This is a genomic window from Caballeronia sp. dw_19 (assembly GCF_018449515.1).
Lineage (GTDB): Bacteria > Pseudomonadota > Gammaproteobacteria > Burkholderiales > Burkholderiaceae > Caballeronia.
In genome coordinates, this window is sequence record NZ_JAAVUQ010000004.1 from 19,365 (window position 1) to 43,571 (window position 24,207).

The 24,207-nt window shown below is 62.4% G+C and carries 19 protein-coding genes and 1 pseudogene; 6 read left to right on the forward strand and 14 right to left on the reverse strand.

What is annotated here, in order from left to right:
• Positions 1-12: 12 nt before the first annotated feature.
• The 6 genes from HB376_RS06840 to HB376_RS06865 all read left to right on the forward strand — a co-directional run bounded on the left by HB376_RS06840 (position 13) and on the right by HB376_RS06865 (position 6,778).
• Positions 13-465 (forward strand): carbon monoxide dehydrogenase subunit G, encoded by a 453-nt coding sequence (locus tag HB376_RS06840; RefSeq protein ID WP_213762677.1) that lies wholly within the window; start codon positions 13-15, stop codon positions 463-465.
• A gap of 69 nt (positions 466-534) precedes the next feature.
• Positions 535-1,038: a (2Fe-2S)-binding protein gene (locus tag HB376_RS06845; protein WP_213762678.1), complete on the forward strand. Its 504-nt coding sequence runs from the start codon at positions 535-537 to the stop codon at positions 1,036-1,038.
• Positions 1,035-3,386, forward strand: coding sequence for a xanthine dehydrogenase family protein molybdopterin-binding subunit (locus HB376_RS06850; RefSeq protein ID WP_213762679.1), 2,352 nt, complete (start codon positions 1,035-1,037; stop codon positions 3,384-3,386). Before HB376_RS06845 ends, HB376_RS06850 begins: the two co-directional genes overlap by 4 nt.
• Entirely contained in the window at positions 3,376-4,101 is a 726-nt protein-coding gene (locus tag HB376_RS06855; protein ID WP_213762680.1) for an enoyl-CoA hydratase/isomerase family protein, read from the forward strand. Before HB376_RS06850 ends, HB376_RS06855 begins: the two co-directional genes overlap by 11 nt.
• A 65-nt stretch (positions 4,102-4,166) precedes the next feature.
• Positions 4,167-5,732 carry a UbiD family decarboxylase gene (locus HB376_RS06860; RefSeq protein ID WP_213762681.1) on the forward strand — a complete coding sequence of 522 codons (1,566 nt, stop codon included), beginning with the start codon at positions 4,167-4,169 and terminating at the stop codon, positions 5,730-5,732.
• A 137-nt stretch (positions 5,733-5,869) separates the two neighbouring features.
• Positions 5,870-6,778: a LysR family transcriptional regulator gene (locus tag HB376_RS06865; RefSeq protein ID WP_213762682.1), complete on the forward strand. Its 909-nt coding sequence runs from the start codon at positions 5,870-5,872 to the stop codon at positions 6,776-6,778.
• A 346-nt stretch (positions 6,779-7,124) separates the two neighbouring features.
• Here HB376_RS06865 and HB376_RS06870 read toward each other — a convergent pair whose 3' ends face one another.
• The 14 genes and pseudogenes from HB376_RS06870 to HB376_RS06935 form a co-directional block, all read right to left on the reverse strand.
• Complete coding sequence (locus HB376_RS06870) at positions 7,125-8,300, reverse strand: porin (RefSeq protein ID WP_213762683.1); 1,176 nt, start codon at positions 8,298-8,300, stop codon at positions 7,125-7,127.
• Positions 8,301-8,636: 336 nt separating this feature from the next.
• A complete protein-coding gene (locus HB376_RS06875) occupies positions 8,637-9,680 on the reverse strand; it encodes a LacI family DNA-binding transcriptional regulator (protein WP_213762684.1) in 1,044 nt (347 codons plus the stop codon).
• Between the two features lie 205 nt (positions 9,681-9,885).
• Positions 9,886-10,836 carry an SMP-30/gluconolactonase/LRE family protein gene (locus tag HB376_RS06880; protein WP_213762685.1) on the reverse strand — a complete coding sequence of 317 codons (951 nt, stop codon included), beginning with the start codon at positions 10,834-10,836 and terminating at the stop codon, positions 9,886-9,888.
• Positions 10,833-11,675 (reverse strand): NAD(P)-dependent oxidoreductase, encoded by an 843-nt coding sequence (locus HB376_RS06885; RefSeq protein ID WP_213762686.1) that lies wholly within the window; start codon positions 11,673-11,675, stop codon positions 10,833-10,835. The genes HB376_RS06880 and HB376_RS06885 overlap by 4 nt, the downstream gene beginning before the upstream one ends.
• Positions 11,676-11,741: 66 nt before the next feature.
• Positions 11,742-13,049, reverse strand: a complete 1,308-nt coding sequence (locus HB376_RS06890; protein WP_213762687.1) for an MFS transporter — start codon at positions 13,047-13,049, stop codon at positions 11,742-11,744.
• Between the two features lie 292 nt (positions 13,050-13,341).
• Positions 13,342-14,450 (reverse strand): annotated as a pseudogene (locus tag HB376_RS06895) (zinc-dependent alcohol dehydrogenase family protein).
• 154 nt (positions 14,451-14,604) lie between these two features.
• Entirely contained in the window at positions 14,605-16,275 is a 1,671-nt protein-coding gene (locus HB376_RS06900; RefSeq protein WP_213762688.1) for an MFS transporter, read from the reverse strand.
• Between the two features lie 95 nt (positions 16,276-16,370).
• On the reverse strand, positions 16,371-17,156 hold the full coding sequence (locus HB376_RS06905; RefSeq protein WP_213762689.1) for a fumarylacetoacetate hydrolase family protein: 786 nt from the start codon (positions 17,154-17,156) through the stop codon (positions 16,371-16,373).
• Between the two features lie 59 nt (positions 17,157-17,215).
• A complete protein-coding gene (locus tag HB376_RS06910; RefSeq protein ID WP_213762690.1) occupies positions 17,216-17,938 on the reverse strand; it encodes an ABC transporter ATP-binding protein in 723 nt (240 codons plus the stop codon).
• 13 nt (positions 17,939-17,951) lie between these two features.
• On the reverse strand, positions 17,952-19,940 hold the full coding sequence (locus HB376_RS06915) for a branched-chain amino acid ABC transporter ATP-binding protein/permease (RefSeq protein WP_213762691.1): 1,989 nt from the start codon (positions 19,938-19,940) through the stop codon (positions 17,952-17,954).
• A 2-nt stretch (positions 19,941-19,942) separates the two neighbouring features.
• A complete protein-coding gene (locus HB376_RS06920; RefSeq protein ID WP_213762692.1) occupies positions 19,943-20,815 on the reverse strand; it encodes a branched-chain amino acid ABC transporter permease in 873 nt (290 codons plus the stop codon).
• Positions 20,816-20,934: 119 nt separating this feature from the next.
• Positions 20,935-22,122 carry an ABC transporter substrate-binding protein gene (locus HB376_RS06925; protein WP_213762693.1) on the reverse strand — a complete coding sequence of 396 codons (1,188 nt, stop codon included), beginning with the start codon at positions 22,120-22,122 and terminating at the stop codon, positions 20,935-20,937.
• Positions 22,123-22,419: 297 nt separating this feature from the next.
• Positions 22,420-23,169: an SDR family NAD(P)-dependent oxidoreductase gene (locus HB376_RS06930; protein WP_213762694.1), complete on the reverse strand. Its 750-nt coding sequence runs from the start codon at positions 23,167-23,169 to the stop codon at positions 22,420-22,422.
• A 34-nt stretch (positions 23,170-23,203) separates the two neighbouring features.
• A complete protein-coding gene (locus tag HB376_RS06935; RefSeq protein ID WP_213762695.1) occupies positions 23,204-24,190 on the reverse strand; it encodes a quinone oxidoreductase in 987 nt (328 codons plus the stop codon).
• Positions 24,191-24,207: the final 17 nt, after the last annotated feature.

Below are 24,207 nucleotides of genomic sequence, written 5' to 3' on the forward strand. Positions count from 1 at the left end.
CAGGAGACGAACATGGAATTTACCGGATCGCAGACTATTGCGGCGCCGCGCGAACTGGTGTGGAAAGGCTTGAACGACCCCGCCGTCTTACAGGCGTGCGTACCCGGATGCGAGGCATTCACGCCGGTCAGCGACGACGAATATGCGGCGGTCGTGGTGGCATCGGTCGGTCCCGTCAAGGCGCGCTTCAAGGGCACGCTGGTGTTGTCGGAACGAGTCGAACTCGAGGGCTACAAGATCGTCGGCGGCGGCGAAGGCGGGATCGCCGGCTTCGGCAAGATGACTGCCACGGTCACGCTCGCGGATGCAGCCGAAGGCACCCTGCTCACCTATGTTGCCGACGCGCAAGTTGGCGGCAAGCTGGCCCAGATCGGCTCGCGCCTCGTGACGTCGGTCGCCAACAAACTCGCCGCCGAGTTCTTCAAGCGGTTCAACGCCAACATAAGTGAAGCCGTCGTCAAGTAACGCGTTGCGGTGCATAAGCCGGTGCATGTGGTCGGCTCACTGCGTTCGTTCAAGGAACACAAACAAATCATGATCGAAGTTCAACTGCAGGTGAACGGCGCCGACGTTCGCTACAAGGTGCCTGACCATACCTTGCTCGTCGAGTTTCTACGCCAGAATTGCCGGCTGACTGGCACCCACGTTGGCTGCGACACGAGCCAGTGCGGCGCGTGCACGGTCAATCTCGATGGCGTCGCGGTGAAGTCCTGCACCATCCTCGCGGCGCAGGCGAGCGGCGGCAGCGTGGTCACGGTCGAGGGGCTCGCCGCGCCGGAGGGCAAGACGCTTCATCCTGTGCAAGACGCGTTCGTACAGTGTCACGGGTTGCAGTGCGGGTTCTGCACACCCGGCATGATCATGGCGGTGGACTTCTACCTCCGAAAGCCGCCTTCGCTCAGTGAAGCCAATATTTGCCACGCGCTGGAAGGCAATATCTGCCGCTGTACGGGCTATGTGAACATCATCGAATCGGTGCGGCACGCCGCGCGGGAGATGTACCCGGAACTCGAAGCAGCGGGGAGCGGCAAGTCATGATCGGCAAACCTATTCCACGCGTGGAAGACCGGCGCTTCGTAACAGGCCAGGGCAACTACACCGACGATATCAACGTCGACGGCCAGGCACACGCCGCGTTTCTGCGCTCGCCGCATGCCCATGCACATTTGCGCTCGATCGACATCACGGCGGCCGTCGAGGCGCCCGGCGTTCTCGCCGTGCTGCTCGGCCAGGATTATCTGGACGCGGGCTTTAGAGGCGTGGATCACATCCCCAATCCGGCCGATGCCGTGATCTCGTCGCAGCCCGCCTTCCTCACGTCCAGCACGGGCGCGATCTTCAACCAGCGCCACATCCCGCTGCCGATCGACAAGGTGCGCTATGTCGGCGAGGCAATCGCCATGGTCATCGCCGAGACGCCGCTTCAGGCACGCAACGCGACCGAGTTGATCGACGTGGATTACGACGTGATCGACGCAGTCGTGCACGGCGCCGATGCAATGCAACCGCAGGCGCCACAGCTTTGGGACGGAGCGCCGGGAAACCTGTGCTTCCAGACCCAGATCGGCGACCGCGAAGCCGCGCAAAAAATTATCGCTAAAGCATTTCTCGTCGTGCGGCGCGAGTTTCATAACAGCCGCCTCGTCAACTGCCAGATGGAGCCGCGCAGTGCTATCGGCTGCTACGACGCAACTGCCGAAACGTACACGCTGATCTCGGGCAGTCAGGGCGCGGTGCGCCAGAAGCTGTGCATTGCGGCCGCGCTCAACGTGCCGCCCGCCAGCTTGCGCGTGGTGTGTCCGGACACCGGCGGCGGCTTCGGGCCGCGCTCGTTTGTCTACGTCGAGCAGATTGCGGTGGTCTGGGCGGCGCGTCACGTCGCGCGTCCCGTCAAATGGACGAGCGATCGCAGCGAAGCGTTTCTGTCCGACTATCAGGGACGCGACCAGATCATTCGTTCTGCGATCGGCTTCTCGAAGGAGGGACGCATTCTCGCCATCGACAACGAATGGATCGGCAATGTCGGCGCACACACCGTCTCCTATGTGCCGATGTCCAACGGCACACGCATCATGACAACTGTCTACGACGTGCCCGTGGCCGCTGTACATGTCAGCGCCGTCCTGACCAATACGGTGCCCACGGCGCCGTATCGCGGCGCCGGCCGGCCTGAAGCCACGCATGTGATCGAGCGCATGCTCGATCTGGCGGCGCTTGAATTAGGCATTGAACGCGCCGAGTTGCGCCGGCGCAATCTTGTCACGCACGACAAGCTGCCGTATCGGAGTCCGATGGGCCTCACCTATGACAGCGGCGATTTCATGCGCAACATGGAACGCGCGCTCGAACTCGCCGACTGGAACGGTTTCCCCGCGCGACGCGACGCGTCCAGCGCGAATGGGCGCTTACGGGGAATCGGCATGGCGAATTACATCGAGTCGCCGGTGGGCGCGCCGCGTGAACGCATCGAGATGACGGTCTTGCCGGAAGGCATGGTGGATCTCGTGTCAGGCACGCAATCCACCGGGCAAGGTCACGAAACCACCTTCGCACAAGTGGTCGCGCAATATCTCGGCGTACCCATGTCGGCCGTGCGATTGCGCACCGGCGACACGGCATTCGTGAGCATCGGCGGCGGCAGTCATTCGGACCGGACCATGCGGCTGGGCGGCATGTTGCTCGTCGATACCTCCTCGCAGATTGTCGCCCACGGCAAGCGTATAGCGGCTGCGCTCTTCCATACGACGCCGGAATGCATCGACTTCGCCGAGGGCAGGTTCAGCCACCCCGCTTCGGGTCAGCAAGCGAGTCTCTTCGCGCTCGCGGGCCACGTGGCGTCCGACGGCATGCCCGGCGATCCGTCGATCAAGAAGCTCTACGCCGAAGCCGAATTCAACGGACGTGTACCCGCGCACCCCACGGGCGCGGCGATCTGCGAACTCGAGGTGGACCCGGATACCGGCATTGTCGCGTTGCTCAACTACACATCGGTCGACGATGTCGGCCAGCCGATCAATCCGCTTATCGTCGAAGGCCAGGTGCATGGCGGACTTGCGCAAGGCATTGGCCAGGCGTTGTCGGAAGGCTGCTATCTCGATCGCGACAGCGGGCAAGTGCTGACCGGTTCATACATGGACTACGGCATGCCGCGCGCCGGCAGCGTCCCGCCGCTGCGCGTCGAGCTCACGGAAGACCCGACGAGCGGTAATCCGCTACGGGTCAAAGGTGGCGGCGAGAGCGGCATCACGCCCGCCACGGCGACCATCTTCAACGCGCTCGCCGATGCCCTTAGACCCTTCGGCAACGACGAACTCGCCATGCCCGCCACGCCTGTCGTGGTGTGGGAATTCATTCATCGCAAGCAAGGAAGCGCTCATGTCATCTGAACTCGTTTCAATCCAGCGCCATGGCGACGTGCTCGACGTCGTGCTCGATCGTCCGGACAACGGCAACCGGCTCAACGCCACCATGAGCACGGCAATCATAGACGCTATCAGCCATCTCGACGACGCCGTGAAGCTCGTGCGCATCCGCAGCAGTGGCGCTGATTTCTGCACGGGCAGGGAGTCGCCCATGCCCGCTGCCGACTCCAGGCCCTCCGCCGAAACGCTGCGGCGGATCGTGGCCGCGCCGCCGCTCGAACTCTACGATGCACTCAAGGCCGTGCGCGTGCCGGTGCTGGCCATCGTGCGCGGCCGGGCGATTGGTGTAGGCTGCGCGCTGGCCGGCGTGTGCGATCTCACGCTGAGCGCCGACGACGCGATCTACCAGATTCCCGAAATGGAACGCGACATTCCGCCGACGCTCGTCATGTCCGCCTTGATTGGCCGCGTGCCGTTGAAAACGGTTGCGCACATGGTGCTTAGCCGCGCCTCGCTGAGCGCAACGCAAGCGCTGCAAGCGGGGTTGATCAGCCACGTGGTGGCGTCGGGTGAACTGGATGCCGAAGCCGACGCGCTCACGGCGACCCTTTTGACATGCAGCGCCGTCACGCTGCGCGCCGTGAAGCAGTTCCTGCATCTGGCGCCGGAAATGCCGGCCGCGAGCGCCAGCGGTTTTGCAGCGCATCTGGCCGCCACGGCTTTATCGGCACGTTTCTGAATGGCGGGTCACGTACTCGACATTGAACCAAAGTTGAACCCGAGTTGAACTAAAGGACTACGACATTGAAACCCCGCGCTGAGATTCCACACACCGCAACCGGCGCGAGCGCGCCCGATCTGGAACGGTTCGGGCTGCGCCGCTTTCTCGAATCACTCGATGGGGACGAACTCGAGCGTCACGACAATCCGGTGGAACTAGCCGACATAGCAGCGCTGATGGAAGGCAACGCGCGCGCGGTCTGGATCAGCCGGCCATCGGGCGACAGCATCTCGCTCGCCGGCAATGTGACCGCGAGCCGGTCGCGCCTCGCCAAGGCCTTCGACACCACGCCGGACAAGTTGCTCGACGTCGTGCGCGAGCGTTTGCGTTCCAAGGGGCAACTCGTGGAAGTGAGTCGCGAGGAAGCGCCCGTTCAACAAGTCGTGCTCACCGGCGATGAATGTGATTTCACCAAGCTGCCCATTCATCTTCAACACGATCTCGATGGCGCACCGTATGTATCGGCATCGATTGATTTTGTCGTTGATCCGGAGTCCGGATGGACCAACGTCGGCGTGCGGCGCCTGATGCTGCGCGGTCGCCGCACCGCAGGGATCGATCTGGTGGCGCCGTCGGACCTGCGCGCCATTGCCATCGCGCACGCCAAACGCGGCGAACGCTTGCCGATCGCATTTGCCGTCGGCACGCATCCGATCGATCACGTTGGCGCCACCATGCGAATCCCCGCCGATGAACTGGAACTCGTTGCCGCGCTGCGGGGCGCGCCGATGGGCGTCGTCAAATGCGTGACCAGCGACCTGCGCGTGCCCGCCGATGCCGAGTTCATCCTCGAAGGCTATCTCGACGAACGCGGCCATTCAGACCCCGAAGGCCCCTACGGCGAATTTCTCGGCTACTACGGCGGCATCAAGACGAATCCGGTGTTTCACCTCACCGCCATCACGCATCGTCGCAACGCGATATTTCAGACCTGCACCATCGGTGGCCGCAGCATGGCGCGCACCGATACCGCCCAGCTCGCGGCGTTGCGAACCGAAGTCACCGTCTGGCGCGCACTCGAAACCGCCGTGCGCGAAGTCACGGCGGTCTATGCCGGACCCGCGACCGGCGGCATGTTCAACGTGCGCGTCGCCATGCAGCAGCGTGTGCCGGGCGAAGCACGCAACGCGATCGCCGCCGTGTTCGCGTCGCTCGCCAACGTGAAGCATGTGTTCGTCGTGGACCCGGATATTGATATCTTCTCCGACGAACAAATGGACTGGGCGCTCGCTACCCGCTTCCAGGCGGACCGTGACCTGGTGTTGCAAAGCGGCCTGCGAGCCATGCCGCTCGATCCTTCGCTCAACGGCGCCACGCAGACCGCGAAGGCCGGCTTCGATCTCACCTTGCCGTTGCTCAAGCCCGGCACGCAACGTTCGCTCGAACATCGCGTGCCAACGCCGCCGGCCTATGCGGGCGCGCGTTTTGAATCGCTGGAAGCAGCGCTCGACGACGGGCCGAAGCGCTTCGTCGATTTGATGGCGGCAACCGGCACGCGGGATGGCCGTGAAATAGTGCGCTGGCTGGAAGATGTCGCAGCGAAGCGCCCGCTCAACCGCGATGAAGAAGGGCGTTACGGGTTTGCGTGAAGGCGATGCGCCAGTAAAGAGTTGAGATCAGGGCTGAGGCGCATTGGCTGCGCCTCGCCTGAGCGGTTCGTGTGCCGGCGGGACGAGTAGAATTCACACACGCTCGGATCGTCCGATACACGAAGGAAACGTCTCAGATGAATTTGTCCCTCAAGCAGCTCAAGGTTTTTCTCGGCGTTGCAAACGCATCCAGCTTCACCAAGACCGCGCAGAGCATGCACCTGAGCCAGGCCGCGCTCAGTGCCATCATCCGCGAACTCGAAACGCAATTGCAATGCCGCTTGCTCGAGCGGACCACGCGCACGGTGGCGCTGACCGATGCGGGCCGGATGTTTTTTCCAACCGCGGTCAAGATCGTGGAGACCCTGGAAAAGTCGGTCATCGAGTTGAACGAACTTGGCCGCCAGAAGCAGGCTTCTCTGCTGCTCGGATGCACGCCGATGATCGCCGCGAGCTTGATGCCGCCTGTTCTTGCCCGCTTCGCACAAGCGCATCCGCAATCGCAGATCGAACTCGTCGACCGGCCACCGTCAGAGTTGCACCGAATGGTGGAGGAAGGCGATCTGGATGCCGCGTTTGGCATCTTCTTCTCCCAGCTCTCGGGAATCGACCGCGTTCCGCTGTTTCCCGTGCAGTTGGTGGCCGTTTCGGCGCTGGATAACTCCAGGGTAGGACATGCCACGGAAGGTAACTGGCGTGCGCTGGACGGTGTGCCGCTGATTACGTTGCCGAAGGACAACCCTTTGCAAAGACTGATCGAGGCGACGCTTGCCAAGGAAGAAGTGACCTCTGGAAAACGCATCGTGGTCGCTCATATGCAGACGGCGATCGCCATGGCCCATGCGGGGCTCGGCGTCGCCGTCATGCCCTCGTTCTGCGAACACATCTGCCAGCACTATCGGGTGCGCGTCGATCAGATGCGTCCCGCAGTCGAGTTCTCGTTCTATCGCATCACGCGCGCCGGCCGGGGTGAGCTCACCGTGCTCGATCAATTCAGCGAAATGTTCGCTCAAGCCGCGCAACGCCGCCCGGTCGGCCCCGCTTGAGAGGTCGCCGGTTGTCCGTTTGCGTCATTCTCAGCTTTGATTGACTAGTCGCCAGATGGCTTCTATCCGCAATTTTTCGCGCGGGTGTTGTCATCTGGCAAAAACATCATACGTTTGTCGCACCAACGATTACGCATCGTTATCGGTCACTCCAATGGACGACCCGTCATGCCGTCGAGCAACGTGGCGCAACAATTCCAGCGCGACGGCACTGACAGGGGTATCGGATACATTAATAAGGAATGCGATGAATAAGTCGCGATGTGCACCCGTCGTTGCTGCCCATAAGACATTGAGTGCCGGTGCCGACGAGGAACGCGAACGCATCCTCGTCGGCCTCACCCGGCTAAAACAGGACTGCGATCCCCACCATGCCGACAAACTGTGAATTCGTCGACGACGGTGTGGCGTTCTGCGAATCGCCGACAGACGGCGTAGCGTCGACAATGTTGCCCGCGCCATTCGCACCGAGCGTCTGGCCGTTCGCGCGCTGATACGCCTGCAGCGCGTACAGCGAAGTGCGCTTCGACAAGTGATAAGCCTCCTTGAGCGAATACTGCTGATAGCGCGCCGCGCTGGTGATGCCGTTCGCCTTCGACGCCATTGTGTACGAGTACGCGCCCGCCACATCGATGGCCGGCGTGAAGCGATACGCCGCAACCGCCGCATAGGTATTGAAGACGGCGGTGTCGCGGAAAATCGACTGGCTGGCTGCCACGTATTCCACATTCGTGTACGTCACGCCCATCATCAGGTCGCCGATCGTGTAGCTGGCCGCGGCCGCAACGTGCTGGACCGCCTTCGCCGACACATAGCCTGCGTTCAGCGAAGACGTGCCGAAACTGCCGGTCGATGCAGGGTCGAAGCCCGTGGTCTGTTGCGCGTTGTCCATGCGCAGGTAGCCAGCGGCAAGGCCGATCGGGCCGGACGCATATTTGATGCCGGCGCTGATTGTCTGGCCCCGGCCGGTGCTGCCCGCAATCCCGCCGAGGGCGTACATGCCGCTCGCCTGCACGCCGTACCAGATCGGCGTCGTATAGACCAGCGCGTTGTTGATGCGAATCGTCGTGTCGAGACCGTCGATATCGCCCGGATGCGCGCCGGTTGCCCCGGTCAACCAGTTGCTCGACGCAAGCGGCCCGACGAACAGGTAGTACGGCGTGTACTGACGGCCCATCGTGAACGTCCCGTAATGCTGGTTTTGCAGCCCGACGAACGCTTCACGGTTGAAGATCTGTGTGGACGACGACAGCGCGCCTGAATTCGGATCGAAACCGTTCTGCAAGTCGAAGATCACGCTGGTGCCGCCACCAAGGTCCTCCACGCCGCGCAGACCCCACTTCGACGCATACAGATTGCCCTGGCGCAGATACACGTTCGAATGGCCCTTCTGGTTATTGGAGTAGACGAACGCGTCGTCCAACGCACCATACAAGGTCATGCTGCTTTGCGCATGGACCGCGCCTGCACCGAGCGCCGCGCCAGCGACCAGAAATGCCTTCATGTTTGCGTGCTTTTTCATTACGAGTCTCCTTCATCCTGTTTTTGTAAATGCCAACGCGTGGCCCACGAGATACGCGTGGTCCACGCAATCACGATCTGTTCATCGATCGAATCTTTGTGTACGCGGCGCGCCACCACTTCACGCTGCGCCGCGCTGATAACTTCCCGGGCTGCCCGAAGGATTCCTGTTACCCCAGAAAATCAGCATCGAATGATAGCGATAACATTTTTGGGATCAAATAACACTCTTTGGTTACGCTCCTCGTCGACGTCGAATGATAGCGCAAACATTTCTGCGAAGAATTAAGGGTAGACCCTCTACCTCATCCGAACCGCGTGTTGTGCACGACCGCCCTCAGGCTGTCTCGCGTCCGACCAGCGTGAAGCCGATATCGATCTTCGGCCGCGCCGGCGAGCCGTCGAGCCGGTCGATCAGACAACGCGCCGCCGTCATGCCGATACGGCCACCGTCCATCTGGACCGTAGTCAGCGCCGGCACCAGGTCGGCCGAGAACTCCAGATCGCCGAAACCGCAGACGGCGAGCCGCGACGGCACGTCCAGGCCCCGAGTTCTCGCCTCGCTCAGCACACCCAGCGCAAGGAGATCGGAGCCACAGAACACCGCGTCCACATCCGGGCGCTCCGCGAGAATCGTGGCGAGCGAACTGCGCCCCTCCGCCACCGAGCTGGGTGGCTTGACGAGGACCTGCGCGACGTTGTCGATACCTTGACGCGCCATGGTCTGAATGAAGCCCTCGCGACGGGCCGTCGCGCGCTCGTCATTGGCCGAGATGATCGCAGGGTGAAGCTTGCCGCGCGCCAGAAAACGCTCCGCCACGGCGACACCGACGTCGTAGTGCGAGAAGCCGACCAGCATGTCGATTGGCATGTCGGTCATGCCCCACGTTTCGACCGTTGGAATATCGACGTCCAGCAGCCGTGCCCGCAGCGCCGACCCCCGCGCCACGCCGATCAGCAGCAATCCTTCCGGGCGCCGGCTCAGCAATGCATCGAGCACCTGGCACTCGTCAACGTCGCTGTATCCGCTCAGGCCCAACAACACCTGGTAGCCCGCGCGCGACATCGCGGTGCTGAACATTTGAATCGAGGTGGCGAACAGCGAATGCGTCACGGTCGGCACAATGGCCGCGATAAGCCGCGATCTGGACGACGACAGGCTGCCGGCCAGCCGGTTCGGCACATAGCCGAGTTGCTGGACCGCAAGCTGGATACGTTTGAGCGTTTCGGACGCGACAACCTCAGGATTGTTCAGCGCGCGCGATACCGTCATCGGCGATACGCGCGCCAGCGTCGCGACTTCGGTTAAACGAATATCCCGTGGCCCGCCACGCGAGCGCTTGCCGGCAAGCGGGACCATTTTCTCTTTTGGGTTGGGCATTGATAGTCTGATTCACAGGCTGCACAGCGGTTACGCAGGAATAGCCAGAAGGACAACACATCCTTCTCGGGCCATTCTTCCGATTTGTGCGCGAACCAGAGTCTACCTCACGCCACGCGCCCTCCGGCAACGCACGCGAGACGCCGTACAAGCGACGTCGAAGCTTCGCATAGCGGTGCGGCGCGTTGCCCGGCCGCACATCGTTTCATAGCTCGCCAGCATAGTCGGGTTCCGGACAACCACTCACGCCAGGACGCACCGCAAACAACTGGCCGTCGTGCTCCGTGGCGCCCTGCGCCGGACGGATCGAAGTCACGAACAGCGTATCCAGATTGCGTCCGCCGAATGCGCACATCGACGGCTTCGACGCCGGCACAGCAATCTGCCGGTCGAGCCTGCCTTGCGGCGTGAAGCGCAACAGCAGCCCGGCGTCGTTCGCGCAAATCCAGTAGCAACCCTGCGCATCCACCGCGGCGCTATCAGGGCGGCCGGTGTAATGGTGCAAGTCGGCGAATACCCGCCGGTTGCGGGGCTCGCCCGTCTCGACGTCGTAATCGAATGCCCAGATCACGCGGCGCGACGAATGCGAATCGGACAGGTACATCGTCCTGCCGTCGGGCGACCATGCAAGGCCATTCTGTACGATCAGTTCATTGACGACCGGCGCCGACAGTACGCCTCGTTCATCGAATCGATACAACGCACCAGCGGGATTCGCCGCCGCCGTGTCCTGTAGCATCGTGCCGGACCAGAAGCGCCCCTGGCGATCACAGCGTCCGTCGTTAAAACGCATGCCCGCTAACGGGAAAACCGGTGCAGCAAGCTTACGCTGTGTGACCGGCAGCGGTTCAACACCGGGCGCGTTTTCTCCGGCCTCGTCGCCTATAGTACTTTCAGTCAGCGCCACCGCGAAGAGTCCGGTTTCGCAGCCGGCCAGCACGGTGCCGTGCCTGTCGAACGCGATACAGGCGACTTGCTCCGGCAACCGCCATTCCGACCGCTCACCCGCCTCAACACGCCAACGCAGGATCTTCCGCGCAGGAATGTCGACCCAATAAAGCGCCTGTTCCGCGCTCCGCCATACCGGACTTTCGCCGACCAGCGCGGACCCGGCGCCCTCGATCCGCTCCGCACGCACGACCGCTGCCGCGCTCATCGTTGCGGCTCCATCGGACGGGCGAGCGCGAACGGGCCGCCCTGGAAACGCTGGGCCGGGTCATCGAGGTTCGAGTCCGGTGCCGTGACCGGGAACAGATGCTCGAACTGCGCCGAACTGTCCTGTGGACGAAAACCGAGAAACGCCACCTTCGTGTTATCCACCCACTTTCTGGGGTTGTCGGACACGCCATAGACAATCGCGTGCCCAACCCGGTTCGTGAACAGCGAGCAACGCACCAGTTCGATAAAGTCGCGATAGCTCAGATACGTGACGAGCATGCGCGGATTTTTCGGCTGCTCGAACGACGAGCCGATCCGCAGGCACACCGTCTCAAGACCGAAGCGATCGAAGTAATAACGCGACAGCGATTCGCCAAAGCACTTCGTCACGCCGTACAGGCTGTCGGGGCGCAACGGCGCGTCGATATCGACCACCGATGTCACCGGATGAAACCCCACCGCATGATTCGAGCTGGCGTACACGATACGCTTCACGCCCTGCTTCTGCGCCACCGAGTACAGGTTGTACAGGCCGCGAATATTGGCTTCGAGCAGATCGTCGAACGGCGCGTCCACGGAAATGCCGCCGAGGTGAATTACTGCATCGACGCCTTCGAGCAGGGCATGAACCGCGTGCTCATCGGCGAGATCGACGACCGACGCCTCCTCATGCGCCGCTACCTCGCCAAGCGGCGCGATGTCGCTGACGCGCACGATGTCGGCCCACGCGGCGAGCGCACCGCGCAATTGCCGGCCAAGATTGCCTGCGGCGCCGGTGAGCAACAGGCGGTGGAAAGGTTTGCCGGTCGAGCCCTGTTCGGGCGGGGTGTCTGCCATGTCGTGATTCCCTGGTTACGTTACGGGTTCGCGATTATTCGCGAACGCCTGCCGTGAGGCCAGCTTTCATGCAGCGCTCGCGTGTTGCTCACTCAATTTCACGGGCGTCATGCGTGGCATCAGCAGATGAATGATGCCGAGCGCGACCAGATACGCCGATGCACCGACAGCGAAGAGCGCCCAATACTGGCCGGTGCGCTGCAACGTCTCGCCAATCACGCCCGAGTAGAAGAACGAGCCGATCATGCCCGCCACGCCGCCAATGCCAATCACGGTGCCCACCAGCCGGCGCGGAAACACGTCGCCCACCAGGGTGACCAGATTCGCGGACCACCCCTGATGCGCCGCTGCGGCAAGACCGACAGCAAACACCGCGTACCACAGGCTTTGAAAGTGCGAGAGCGTGGCGATCGGCAAGACGCACACCGCGCAGATGCCCATCGTGACCTTGCGCGCGACGTTGGGCTTATTGGATCGGCTCATCAGGCGCGACGACAACCATCCGCCCGCAACACTGCCACCGGATGCCATCGCGTAAATGACGATCAATGGCAGTCCAAGATGGCCGATGTCGATATGCCGTGATTCATTGAGCCATTTGGGCAGCCAGAACAAATAGAACCACCACACCGGATCGGTCAGCAACTTACCGAGAATGAACGCCCATGTTTCGCGGTATTTCAGCACCGAAAGCCAGCTCACGGACTGCACACTGTCTTCGTCCCGATCCGAGTTGATGTATTCCAGCTCGCCGCTCGATACCGACGGATGCTCCGAGGGAGGACGGTACACCAGCAGCCACACCGCCAGCCAGACCAAACCCGCCGCCCCCGCCCCGACAAACGTCGCGCGCCAGCCCCACATCACGGCGGCGATCGGCACGAACGCCGGCGCAACGATCCCACCGATGGTGGCGCCCATGTTCCACAGGCCGGTGGCCAGCGCGCGCTCCTTTTTCGGAAACCAGATAGCCGTGGTACGGATGGCGACCGGGAAGTTGGCCGCCTCGCCGAAGCCGAGCAAACCGCGCACGGCCGCGAAGCCCGGGACGGTCGTTGCCACCGCGTGCAGCATGGCGGCCAGGCTCCACATGGCCATCGCGCTGCCGTAGACCTTCTTGGTGCTGAGGCGGTCCGCGATCCGGCCGAACGTGGCGAGGCCCACCGCATAGGCGACCGTGAATACCATCACGGTCTGCGCGTACTGGATCTGGTTCCAGCCAATGTCTTTTTGCAGCAAAGGCGCGAGCAGCCCCAGCATCTGACGATCCATGTAATTGATCGTCGTCGCAAAAAACATGAGCGCGCAAATGGTCCATCTGTATCGTCCGACGGCCGATTTTTCGGCAACCGCAACGGCTCCTATCGTCTTCATCAATGTCTCCACGAGTTTTTATTTATGAATGTTATCGCTATCATTCTGGGTCAAAAATAACGGGGATTCGGTGCTGGGTACGGTATTGAGATGTTATCGCAATCATTTTCTTGTCGCCATCTCGTTTACCCTTTGGAGAAGCACGTTTGCTGAGTCCGGCGCTCGCCGCAGTATTGAAGCGCCCAATCGCGCTGCTGGCGCGGGTGCAAATCACTCGCTCGCCGGCTCATGCAATGCATGTCGGCATTGATCCGGCGAAGCTGATTGGGGATACGCACTTCGGCACGACGAACTACATCGTCACGATCTGGCGTATTGCCGTTCCTTCCCTGAGGCGGTCCATGCCGAGGTTGATATCGTCCAGCGGCAGCCGGTGGGTGACCAGGCGGTCCACAGGAAGCCGGCCGCGGCGGTACAGCTCGATGTATCTGGGCAAGTCACGTAGCGGTACGCCGCTACCCATGTAGGACCCTCGAATGGTTTTCTCTTCGGCCACGAGCGAGGTCGCGGGAATCGGAAAGATGGCCCGCGGCGATGGCAGCCCCGCTGTGACGAGTTGTCCGCCCCTCCGGGTGATGCGGTAACCAAGCTCCAGCGCGCTCGCGGCGCCCGCCATCTCCAGCACGATTTCAACCCCTCCGTTCGTGAGATCGCGGATCGCTTCGACGACACCCTCGCTGTTCGCGTTAAAGGTATCGGTAGCACCGAGCGCACGAGCGCTCACGAGTTTGCTGTCGACTGTGTCGATCGCTATGACCCGTTGTGCTCCGGCCGCTAACGCACCCAGAAGCGAGGCCAGACCCACCCCGCCCATGCCGATCACCGCCACGGTAGAGCCAAGCTGAACCCGCGCCGAATTAACGGCGGCCCCCACACCGGTCAAGACTGCACAACCGAACAAAGCCGCGTCTTCAAGCTCGATGTCAGGCGTCACCTTGATGAGCGAACGTCGGGACACCGTGGCGTATTCGGCAAAGCTGGATATGCCGGAGTGGTGGTTGATGGGCTCGCCATTCCTGGAAAGCCTTCTCGCCGCGCCTAACAATGTGCCCGCTGTACCGGCGAGCGCACCCGGCTCGCACAGGGCTGGCCGTCCTTCGGCACATGGCAGGCAGTGACCGCAACTCGCAACAAAAACGGATACGACGTGATCCCCCTTCGCGAGGTCATGCACCTGCGGTCCGACTTCCTCAACAATGCCCGCGCCATCGGGAGAGGCCGTGGACGTACCCCGTCTACCACGGAAAGATCCGAGTGACATATACCTGCAGCGACGATCCTTACCAGTACTTCGCCCGGCCCTGGCGGAGCCAGATCGACTTGCTGGACCCGCAACGGTTTGGTTTCGGCGTACGGAGTACGCAGGCCGGACTGTTCAAGGACAGCAGCGCGGATTTTCATAAGATGGGTCCATTTGACTAGGATATTTCCAGGCCCGCCAGCCCGCGTTCGATGACCAGCCTCTCTCAGCGCGGACGGGCCTGGATCCGATTCCAGGTCTGCGCCCTTTGCGGCAACAGCGCCCTGCGTCGAAATCATCTTTGCACGAAGGCGCCTACGATCCAGGGGCCTTCGTGCTGAAGATATCGACGCCGCGCGACTCGCGGTAGGCAAACGCCGTTACCACCAGCGCCAGTCCCACCCAGAACATGGGATACCACAGGCCCGCATAGATATTTCCCTGGGCGGCGGCAATGGCGAACGACAACGCGGGCAGCAGCCCGCCGATCCACCCGCTCGCCACGTGAAATGGAATGGACATCGAGGTATATCGCAACTCGGTCGGGAACATCTCGACCAGAATGGCGGCAATTGGCGCGTAAGTCAGGCTCATGACGAAGATCAGGAGCAGCATCAGCAGCAAAACCGCGCCAAAATGGAACTGCTGCGGCGCGGCTTTCTGCGGATAGCCCGCCTTGATCAATGCCGCTGACAGCGCGTGGCTGAAGTCGGTCGCCTTCGCCTTCAGGCCGGCGGCGTCAAGACCGGTGGCATCAAATCCCCGGATCACGTCGTTGCCGATCGTGACCGTGGTCAACTCACTGGCGCCTCCTCCGACAACCGAATAATTGACCGACGCGGCGCTCAATGTCTTCTTCGCGATATCGCAGGCATTGCTGAAACTTCGCACCCCCGCCGGGTCGAACATGAATGCGCACGCGTGCGGATCGGCATGGACTACGGCCGGGTTCGCTATCTGCGCCTGCTCCAGTGCGGGATTCGCATAATGCGTGATGGCGCGGAACACGGGGAAGATCGTGAGCGCCGCGAGCAGATAGCCGATCAGCAGGACAGGCTTGCGTCCAAAGCGGTCGGACAGCGCGCCGCAGCCGTAAAGCATGGGAATGGCAGCCAGCATGGCGATTGCAACCAGCAGATTCGACACGTTGGCGTCGACCTTGAGCACGCGCGTGAGAAAGAACAGCGGATAGATCACCACGACGTACCAGACCACCGTCATGCCGCCGCAGATTCCGAACAGCGCCACCATGACCTTGGCCAGGTTCTTGCCGCGCAGCGAGTCCCGCACGGGCCTTCTGGACAGCACGCCCGCGGCACGGGCACGCTCGAACGCGGGCGACTCGTCCATTTTTCTGCGCAGCGCGAGCGACACGATCAGCAGAAGAATCGATATCGAGAACGGAATGCGCCAGCCCCAGACCGCGAAGTCGGGTCCGGTGAGAATGCGCGTAGCGATGGTGACGATCAGCGCCCCGAGCAAGCCGGTTGAAGCCGTCGCCTGGATCAGGGACGTATTGCGGCCACGGCGGTTCTGCGGCGAATGTTCGGCCACGTAAGTCGCCGCGCCGCCGAATTCGCCGCCGACGGCGAACCCCTGCAGGATGCGCGAAAGCACGAGGATGATCGGCGCAGCCACGCCAATGGAAGCGTAGCCGGGCGTAAGCGCGACCGCGCAGGTGGCCAGTCCCATCAGCATGACCGTGGTCATGAACGTCTTCTTGCGTCCGATCATGTCGCCGAGACGCCCGAAGATCACAGCGCCCAGCGGCCGCACGACAAAGCCGACCGAGAACGTCATCAACGCGAAGATGAAGGCGGTACCCGGTTCAATCCCGGTAAAGAAATTCGCCGCGATGACATCTGCAAGCGAACCGTACAGCACGAAGTCGTACCACTCGAACACCGTGCCGGCAACCGCGCCGGCAATCGCCCGTTTATCCTTGCCCGACAGCCGCGCGCGGCTTTCCGTAAGCGTGAGGTCCATGTCGCCTGTCTCCTGTGAATTCGCCCTGTCTCGTGGCGGCTTGGCGTGGCCTTGCCGGCCGAACCATCCGCGGCGTTGATCATGACGCTGTGCATCTATGAAAACGACACCTCGACTGAGCCGAACGTGCCGAAGTCAACGTTCATCGTGTCGCCGGGCGCGACTGCCATGGGGGCTACGCACGCGCCCGTGGTGATGAGCTGCCCGGGTTGCAGGCCTTCGCCGATGCTGTTCAGTTCGTTGGCGAGCCACGCCATCGCGATGCGCGGGTCGCCCAGCACGTTCGCGCCGCTTCCCTCGCCCGCAAGCGAGCCGTTGCGATACGCCACGACCTTGTGCGACACGAGATCGGTGGCGCGCCAGCCATCTGCAACCGCGGGACTGACGACAAGCCACAGCGCGCACGCGGCATCGGCGATCAACTGCTGCGCGCCGACTCGCGCAAAGTCCTCATAACGCGAGTCGGGTACTTCGATGGCGAGGTGAAGCGTATCGACCGCGTCCATCACTTCGTCGATCTCGTACGGCCGGCCGCGCGGCGGCAACGCGAACTTCATGCGAAAGGCAAATTCCGCTTCAGCGACGTTCATCACATTCGATTTCATCGGCACCGTCAGTTCGCCGGCAATCACATGTTCGGATAAAAGCCGCGCCGCGATGGGACCCTCCACGCCAATGTGCTCCTGCCCCGCCTTGCTCGTCGCGGCGATCTTCCACCCGGCCACGAGGCGCCCGGACAGGCGCGCGACCTCTCCCTGAACCGCGTACGCTTCGGCCCGGGTGGCGGGCCTGACAGCGTCGGGTAACGCGGCGAGCCGCGTGCGGTTGCGGGCATGCTTCAAAAGCGTGCTGGCGGCTTCCTGCAACTGATGCTGGTTCACGTCCCTCTCCTTGATCGCATTCGCATGCGTGGTTTGATCCCTGGATACTGATCCCTGCTTCAATGCATGCCGCCCAGATACGCGGCCTGCACCGCCTTGTTGTCACGCAAGGTGACAGCCGGCCCTTCTATGGCAACCTTGCCGTTCTCGAGCACATAACCGTAATCGCTCACCTGTAGCGCCGCGGCCGCAAACTGCTCTACGACCAGCATCGTCACGCCGTCCTGCTTGAGACGCTCAATGGTCCTGAACACTTCGTCCACGAGCAAGGGCGCGAGCCCCATCGACGGCTCGTCGAGCAGCACCACTTCAGGATCGAGCATGATGGCGCGCGCCATTGCAAGCATTTGCTGTTCACCACCGGATAGGGTGCCCGCCTGCTGCGCCGCCCGTTTTCTCAAGATGGGGAACAGATCCATCGCGCGCTCCAGATCGCGTTTGATGTCGCCCTTCCTGCGCTTGCCCACGAACCGCGCGAACGCGCCCAGTTCGAGGTTGTCCCTGACCGACAAGGTAGGGAAGACACGGCGGCCTTCGGGACAGTGAGCGAGCCCGAGCCGGGCGACCTTGAAGGATTCGAAATGCGTGATGTCCTGCCCGTTGAGCGCGACGCTGCCCGCACGCGCGCGCAACATGCCCGAGATCACGCGCATGGTCGTTGTCTTACCCGCGCCATTCGAACCGATCAGGCTGACCACGCGCCCCTTGCCTACTTCGAGTGAAATCCCGTGCAGCACTTCTGTGGTGCCGTATCCCGCATGGATGGAATCGATCCTGAGCATGATTGCGTGTCTCCTAAGCAGCAGTCGGGCTGGCGATGGCCGCGCCGGGCGGCGTCGCCGGTGCGCCGAGATACGCTTCGATCACGCGGCGGTCGCCGGATATATCGGCGGGCGCGCCCTCCGCAATCTTCTGGCCAAAATCAAGTACGGAAACGCGGTCGCAAATGGCCATTACCAGGTCCATGTGATGTTCGATCAGGATCACGGTAATGCCTCGTCCGCGAATCTTTTCAATCATCTGCCGCAGTTCCGGCAAGTCGGCAGGGCGCAGGCCGGCGGCGGGTTCGTCGAGGAGCAGCAACGACGGCGACGTACCGAGCGCCCGGGCTATCTCGAGCAGGCGCTGCTTGCCGTATGGAAGATTGCGCGCCTGCTCGGCCGCCAGGTCCTGCATGCCGACAAAGCCGAGCAACGCTACCGCGCGAGCACGCGCCGCCTGTTCCTCGCGGCGAAAACGCGGCGTGCCGACTATCACGTCGAGCAGATTGGAATGAAATGTCTGGTGCAGTCCGACCAGCACGTTCTCGAGCGCGCTCATCTCGCCGAACAACTGGACGTTCTGGAAGGTGCGCGCAATGCCTCTACGCGCGATTCTCGAAGGCGTCAGCCCGTTCGAGCGTTCGCCGTTGAAGTCGATATTGCCGCCGGTCGCCGCGTACACGCCGGTGAGCACGTTCATCATCGTGCTCTTGCCTGAGCCGTTCGGCCCGATCAGCCCATGCACCGTGCCTCGCATCACCTTGAGAGAGATGTCGTTCAGCGCGCGCAGGCCACCGAACTGCATCACAATGCCTGACAGGTCGAGCAGGCAATCCGCGGGAGACCCCGAGCGCGGCGCCGCGCTTCCCCACAGCTCTTCCTGCGGCACCTCGCGCGCCACGCCGCTATCCGCCGCCGCTGCCCGCAGTGGCCTGGCCACAACCCGGCTGTGTGTCAGTACCCTGAAGTAGCCCGCTATACCCTCCGGCAGGTAATACACCACGCCCAGAATCATCAGCCCGAAGATCGTCAGGCGCTGGCTGACGATATCGCTGACGGTGAAGGCGAAGCAGACAAAAGCGGCGACCGCGACTACCGGCGCGAGAAGCGCGCGCGTGGTGGCCCGTTTGCTGCGATAGGCGTGAAGTGCGAGCACGGCGACCACGACGGCAATCACCACGGTCAAGCCGCGAAACAGACCGATATCCGACAGCAGGTTAGGCAGGATCACAATGGTCGACGCACCGATCACCGTGCCCACCCGCGAGCGTTTTCCGCCAAGCGTAACGGCGAGCAGGAACAGCGTGGACAGCTCCATGGAGAAGGTGTTCGGCGCGATGTATTCCTCGGACAATCCGTACAGTGAACCGGCCAGTCCGGCAAACGCCGCGCTGATCACGAATGCGATCACTTTGTAGCGGTAGACTGAGACACCCATGCAGTCAGCCGCGACCGGACTGCCGCGCAGCGCGAGAAACGCGCGGCCATAGTGCGAGGACATGATCCGCGACACCACCAGCATCGCGAGTACGGCAACGGCCAGCACTACGTAGTAGAAGTCCGTGGCGCTCACCAGATGGCCGAAGACGACCGGCTTGCTGATCGCGAGACCTTGCGCGCCATTGGTCAGGAAGTCCATTTCATTGAGCAGGATCTGGACGATCGTGCCGAACGCCAGCGTCACCATCGCCAGATAGGGACCGGTCAACCGCAGTGCCGGTACAGCGAGGACGACGCCGGAGAGCGCGGTAATCGCAATGGTGCAGGGAATCGCGATCCAGAAGGACAGGCCCGCCGTGGTGAGCAGGATGCCGGTGGCGTAAGCGCCGATACCAAAAAGGCCCGCATGCCCGAGCGATACTTCGCCCGTATAGCCCACCACAATATCGAGTCCGAAAACCACCACGCAGTAAATGCCGATGATCACGAGCAAGTGCGTGTAATACGGGTTCTGGCTAATCAACGGGAATGCCGCGAGACCAATGAGCACAAGCCATGCTGCAAGCTTCTTCGATTGCCCCATGTTTACACCTTCTTGATTGAAGTTCTGCCGAAGAGGCCGGCGGGCTTGATCGCCAGAACCGCGAGCAGCAACAGCAGGCCGGGCACGTCCTTATAGCCGCTCGACACGTAGTAGCCTGTGAACGTTTCGGCGACGCCGAGAATCACGCCGCCGGCAATGATTCCCATGCCCGACGTCAGGCCGCCGATGATGGCGACCGCAAACGCCTTGAGTCCGAGCGTGGCCCCCATGTCCGCGCCGGCAACCGTCAGCGGGGCGATCAGGATGCCGGCAAAGGCTGCGCTCATGCACGACAGCGCATACGAGAACGTCACGACCAGGCGCGTATTGATACCCATCAGGCCCGCTGCATCGGCGTCGCTCGCGGTGGCCACCACCGCGCGGCCATAAATGGTCTTGCGGTTGAACACTTCTACCGCGGCCATCAGGGCGAGCGCGCCGGCGATCACCAGGAGTTCCATCGGCAGGATGCTCGCGCCCCAGATTGTGATGCGGGTATCCGGCAGCGGCGATGGAAACTTCAGGTCGTCGGTGCCCCAGATGTTCTCGGCCAGGTTTGTCATGATGATGCCCAGCGCGATGGTCGCCATGATCCAGCCTTCGCTTTTTGCCGTGATAGCCGCGCGTACGCTGACACGCTCGGTGATCACGCCGACAATCGCACCCATCACGAGCACGATCGGGATCATCAGCCAGTAGTTGCCGACATGCTGCAGGATCGTGAGCCCCATCAACGCGCCGATGGCAAGCGCCTGCCCCTGGGCGAAGTTCATGGTGCCGGACGTAGCGAACGTGAGCTGGTAACCAAACGCGGTGACCGCGTAGATCATTCCGACGGCACATCCGCTGACAATGATTTGCAGGATGACGTTCATGCCTCGTTACCTCGAAAGCTGCGACTGGGAATGACTGGCGCGGCGGCGTCCGGAGATTCGCCGCGCCGGCAGGACGCATTGCCTGCAACCTGAGTCCTGAAGAGAAGCACCTCTGCGGATCAGCGCGCGGCCTGTGCCTGGCTGTCGTCTATCTTCACGACCACGCCGTTCTTGATCTGCGCCATGACCGCCACGGACGCATCCCGGATAGCGTCATGATCGGTCTTCGAAAACGGATGGTCATAGGTCATGATCAGGCCGTCCATCTTCTCGTGCAGATCCTCGAGCGCGTCGCGCACTTTCGGACCGTCGGTCGTACCCGCCTGCTTCATGGCGGCCGCCATCAGATACGTCACGTCATAGCCCTGGGCCGCCCACACCGCGCCCGGAATGTAGTCCGTGTGATAGGCCTTCTTGTATTTCTCGACGAACTCCTTGCGGCGCGGCGACGTATTCGCCACGAAAGTCTGCGGGAAGCGCGTACCGTCCGCGTTCGCCCCGGCGAGCTGGATATAGTTAGGCATGGACAAGGTCCAGCTACCGATAATCGGCGCCTTCCATCCGAGCTTCGCCATCTCGTTCACGATCTGCGCCAGTTCAGGTCCCTCGCCGTAGGTCAGGATGGCTTGCGCACCCGCCGATTTCGCGCGCAGCACTTGCGAGGTCATGTCGACGTCACCCTGATTCCACTTCTCGACATCGACCGGTGTGACGCCAAGCTTTGCGAGCGCTGCCGTCATGTCCTGCCGTCCAAGCTGACCGTAGTTCGACGAATCCGCGAAAATGGCGACCTGCTTGTAGTGGTCCTTCACCACGGCCTCGTTGGCGATCATTGCGGACTGGATCCGGTCTACCAGCGAAACCCGGAAAATGTAGCTCTTCGGATAGGCCGGGGTCATGAAGACCTTGGTCACCGACGTGCCGCTCGGGCCGGGCGTCAGCAACGGAATCTGCGCGTCCTGGTAGACCTTCTGGCTCGCGAGGATCACCCCGGTCGAAATGATGCCGACGCCCGCCGCTATGTGCTCCTTGTAGACCAGTTCCTGCGCGACCTGCAAGCCGCGCGCATTATTGGCTTCGTCGTCCCGCTCGACCATCTGGAGCGGCCGCCCCAGCACGCCGCCCGCCGCGTTGATTTCATCGACCGCGAGCTTGATGCCGTTTCGCATTGAAAGGCCCATGGGCGCCGAGCCGCCGGTAAACGGCCCGGATACGCCGATCTTGATCGGGTCGGCCGCGTGCGCCGCGACGGTCAGGCTCGCTGCGAGAGCAGCGGTAAGCAAACGCAATTTTGTGTTGATCAGCATGATTTTGTCTCCTGTAACTGCATGGGTTCCAGCGGATGCGTGAGCCATCTTCTCGCCGCATTGCGCCTGATATTGGCGCCGCGGCTGATTCGAGAGCCTCTGTCTATCCCGGTTGGCGCGCTCTTTACCCCGGCCATGACGACGGGGATGCCGGCGCTTCGCCACGTCCTGTTCGATAGTCCGGCGAGACCCGGGTTTCCACGGCTTGCCAAACAAATCGTTATCCTTATTATTAAATCAACTACCTCTATTTCAAGCTGCGTGTATCTCTTCTGAATCTCTTCTGAAATGCGGGCGTCAGTGAATGTGAAAGCCACCGTTGACGTCCAGTACGACACCCGTCACATAACCTGATAGATCGGAAGCAAGGAACAGGCAGACGTTTGCGACATCCTGCGCGGTACCGAGTCTTCCGAGCGGTGTGCTGGCGGCAACGGCTTGCTTGCCTTCTTCGGTGATCTTTCCCAGCAGCAATTCCGTGTCGATCAACCCCGGGGCTATTGCATTGGCACGAATGCCGTCGGGGGCGAGTTCACGCGCCATTGATTTGGCGAGCGTCTGCACCGCGCCCTTCGCCGCCGCGTAGTGCGGGCCCCCCAGCACGCCGCCGCCTCGCTGCGCGGCAAGCGACCCCATGCACACGATCGCGCCGCTCTTACGCGTGCGGAAATGCGGCACGATCGCGCGCGACATATTGAAGGTGCCCCGCGCACTTACGTCCATCACGAGGTTGTAGTCGTCCATGGTGCTGTCCATGAGCCGGTTCGCCTGGCTGACGCCGGCGTTGTTCACGAGGATGTCGACTGTCCCGAACGTTTCGAGGATGTCCTTCACCACTTGCTCGCAACGCGCCGCGTCGCGCACATCGCATGCAAAGCCCCGATGCTGCTTGCCAACAGCCGTGGCCGCCGCACTGGCGGCATCCTCGTTCAGGTCGATCATGGCCACGCGCGCGCCTTGCTCGGAGAACAGCTTCGCCGTGGCAAAGCCGATTCCTTTCATGGAAGCGCAGCCCGTCACAATGGCCACCTTGTCTTTTAATAGCATTGCCTGTCTCCGGTAATGAAGAACTGCCTGGGTCCTACACCGTCAGCACGACGGAGCCGACCGTCCTGCCCGCCACAATGTCCGTATGCGCCTTGGCCGCGTCCTTCAACGGATACGCATTGCCGACCTTCACGCGCAGCGTGCCGTCCTGGATCAATCCGAACAACGCGGTGGCGCCCTCGCGAAAATCGGCGGCGTCCGCGGTGTACTGGGTCACGGTCGGTCGCGTGATGAAGAGCGAACCCTTGCTGCGCAGATGCATCAGCGAGACCGGTCCCGGATCGCCGGATGGCCAGCCAAACGACGCGATCAGGCCGAAACGGCTGGCACAATCGAGCGAACCCTCGAAGGTTTCCCGGCCGATGCTTTCATAAACGACCGCAACGCCCTTGCCGCCGGTCACCTCGCGCACCTTGTCGACGAAACTTTCCTGCGGGATCACCACCGCGTGAGGACAACCGAATTCACGCAGCACATCGGCCTTTTCCTGCGAGTTGACCGTACCGATCACCGTCGCGCCGAGATGGGTCAGCCACTGCGTCAGCATCAGGCCAACACCTCCGGCTGCCGCGTGCACGAGCACCGCATCTCCTCGTTTGATGGTGCGCAGCCGCGTCGACAAGTACCACGCCGTCAGGCCGCGAAACAATGCGCCGGCGGCAAGATCAGGCGCGAGCGTTTGATCCGGCAGGCGGAAAATACGCTCGCCCGGCACCACGCGTTCTTCGCCATAACTGCCCGCCGTGAAATACATGTAAGCGACCCGATCGCCTTGTTTCACATGCTTCACGTTCAAGCCCGTCTCCTCCACAATGCCGACGGCTGCAAAACCCAGGCCGGTCGGCAAGGTGGCAGGCATCTCGCCCGCACGGATCTGGGTATCGATGTAATCCACGCCGATCGCTTCATGGCGCACGCGCACTTCATCGGCTCCCACTGCCTGCGCCGGTTCCTGAACCCAGCGCATGACATCGGGCGCACCGGTTTGCTCGACGACGAATCGTCCGTATGTTCTGCTCATTCATGCACTCCAGACGG

Bases quoted from the DNA above. Each gene is read 5' to 3' on its own strand.
- HB376_RS06880 (WP_213762685.1), bottom strand. From the start codon at position 10,836: ATGAGCGCGGCAGCGGTCGTGCGTGCGGAGCGGATCGAGGGCGCCGGG.
- HB376_RS06855 (WP_213762680.1), top strand. From the start codon at position 3,376: ATGTCATCTGAACTCGTTTCAATCCAGCGCCATGGCGACGTGCTCGAC.
- HB376_RS06850 (WP_213762679.1), top strand. From the start codon at position 1,035: ATGATCGGCAAACCTATTCCACGCGTGGAAGACCGGCGCTTCGTAACA.
- HB376_RS06885 (WP_213762686.1), bottom strand. From the start codon at position 11,675: ATGGCAGACACCCCGCCCGAACAGGGCTCGACCGGCAAACCTTTCCAC.
- HB376_RS06935 (WP_213762695.1), bottom strand. From the start codon at position 24,190: ATGAGCAGAACATACGGACGATTCGTCGTCGAGCAAACCGGTGCGCCC.
- HB376_RS06920 (WP_213762692.1), bottom strand. From the start codon at position 20,815: ATGAACGTCATCCTGCAAATCATTGTCAGCGGATGTGCCGTCGGAATG.
- HB376_RS06910 (WP_213762690.1), bottom strand. From the start codon at position 17,938: ATGCTCAGGATCGATTCCATCCATGCGGGATACGGCACCACAGAAGTG.
- HB376_RS06840 (WP_213762677.1), top strand. From the start codon at position 13: ATGGAATTTACCGGATCGCAGACTATTGCGGCGCCGCGCGAACTGGTG.
- HB376_RS06890 (WP_213762687.1), bottom strand. From the start codon at position 13,049: ATGAAGACGATAGGAGCCGTTGCGGTTGCCGAAAAATCGGCCGTCGGA.
- HB376_RS06915 (WP_213762691.1), bottom strand. From the start codon at position 19,940: ATGGGGCAATCGAAGAAGCTTGCAGCATGGCTTGTGCTCATTGGTCTC.
- HB376_RS06875 (WP_213762684.1), bottom strand. From the start codon at position 9,680: ATGCCCAACCCAAAAGAGAAAATGGTCCCGCTTGCCGGCAAGCGCTCG.
- HB376_RS06870 (WP_213762683.1), bottom strand. From the start codon at position 8,300: ATGAAAAAGCACGCAAACATGAAGGCATTTCTGGTCGCTGGCGCGGCG.
- HB376_RS06930 (WP_213762694.1), bottom strand. From the start codon at position 23,169: ATGCTATTAAAAGACAAGGTGGCCATTGTGACGGGCTGCGCTTCCATG.
- HB376_RS06845 (WP_213762678.1), top strand. From the start codon at position 535: ATGATCGAAGTTCAACTGCAGGTGAACGGCGCCGACGTTCGCTACAAG.
- HB376_RS06900 (WP_213762688.1), bottom strand. From the start codon at position 16,275: ATGGACCTCACGCTTACGGAAAGCCGCGCGCGGCTGTCGGGCAAGGAT.
- HB376_RS06925 (WP_213762693.1), bottom strand. From the start codon at position 22,122: ATGCTGATCAACACAAAATTGCGTTTGCTTACCGCTGCTCTCGCAGCG.
- HB376_RS06865 (WP_213762682.1), top strand. From the start codon at position 5,870: ATGAATTTGTCCCTCAAGCAGCTCAAGGTTTTTCTCGGCGTTGCAAAC.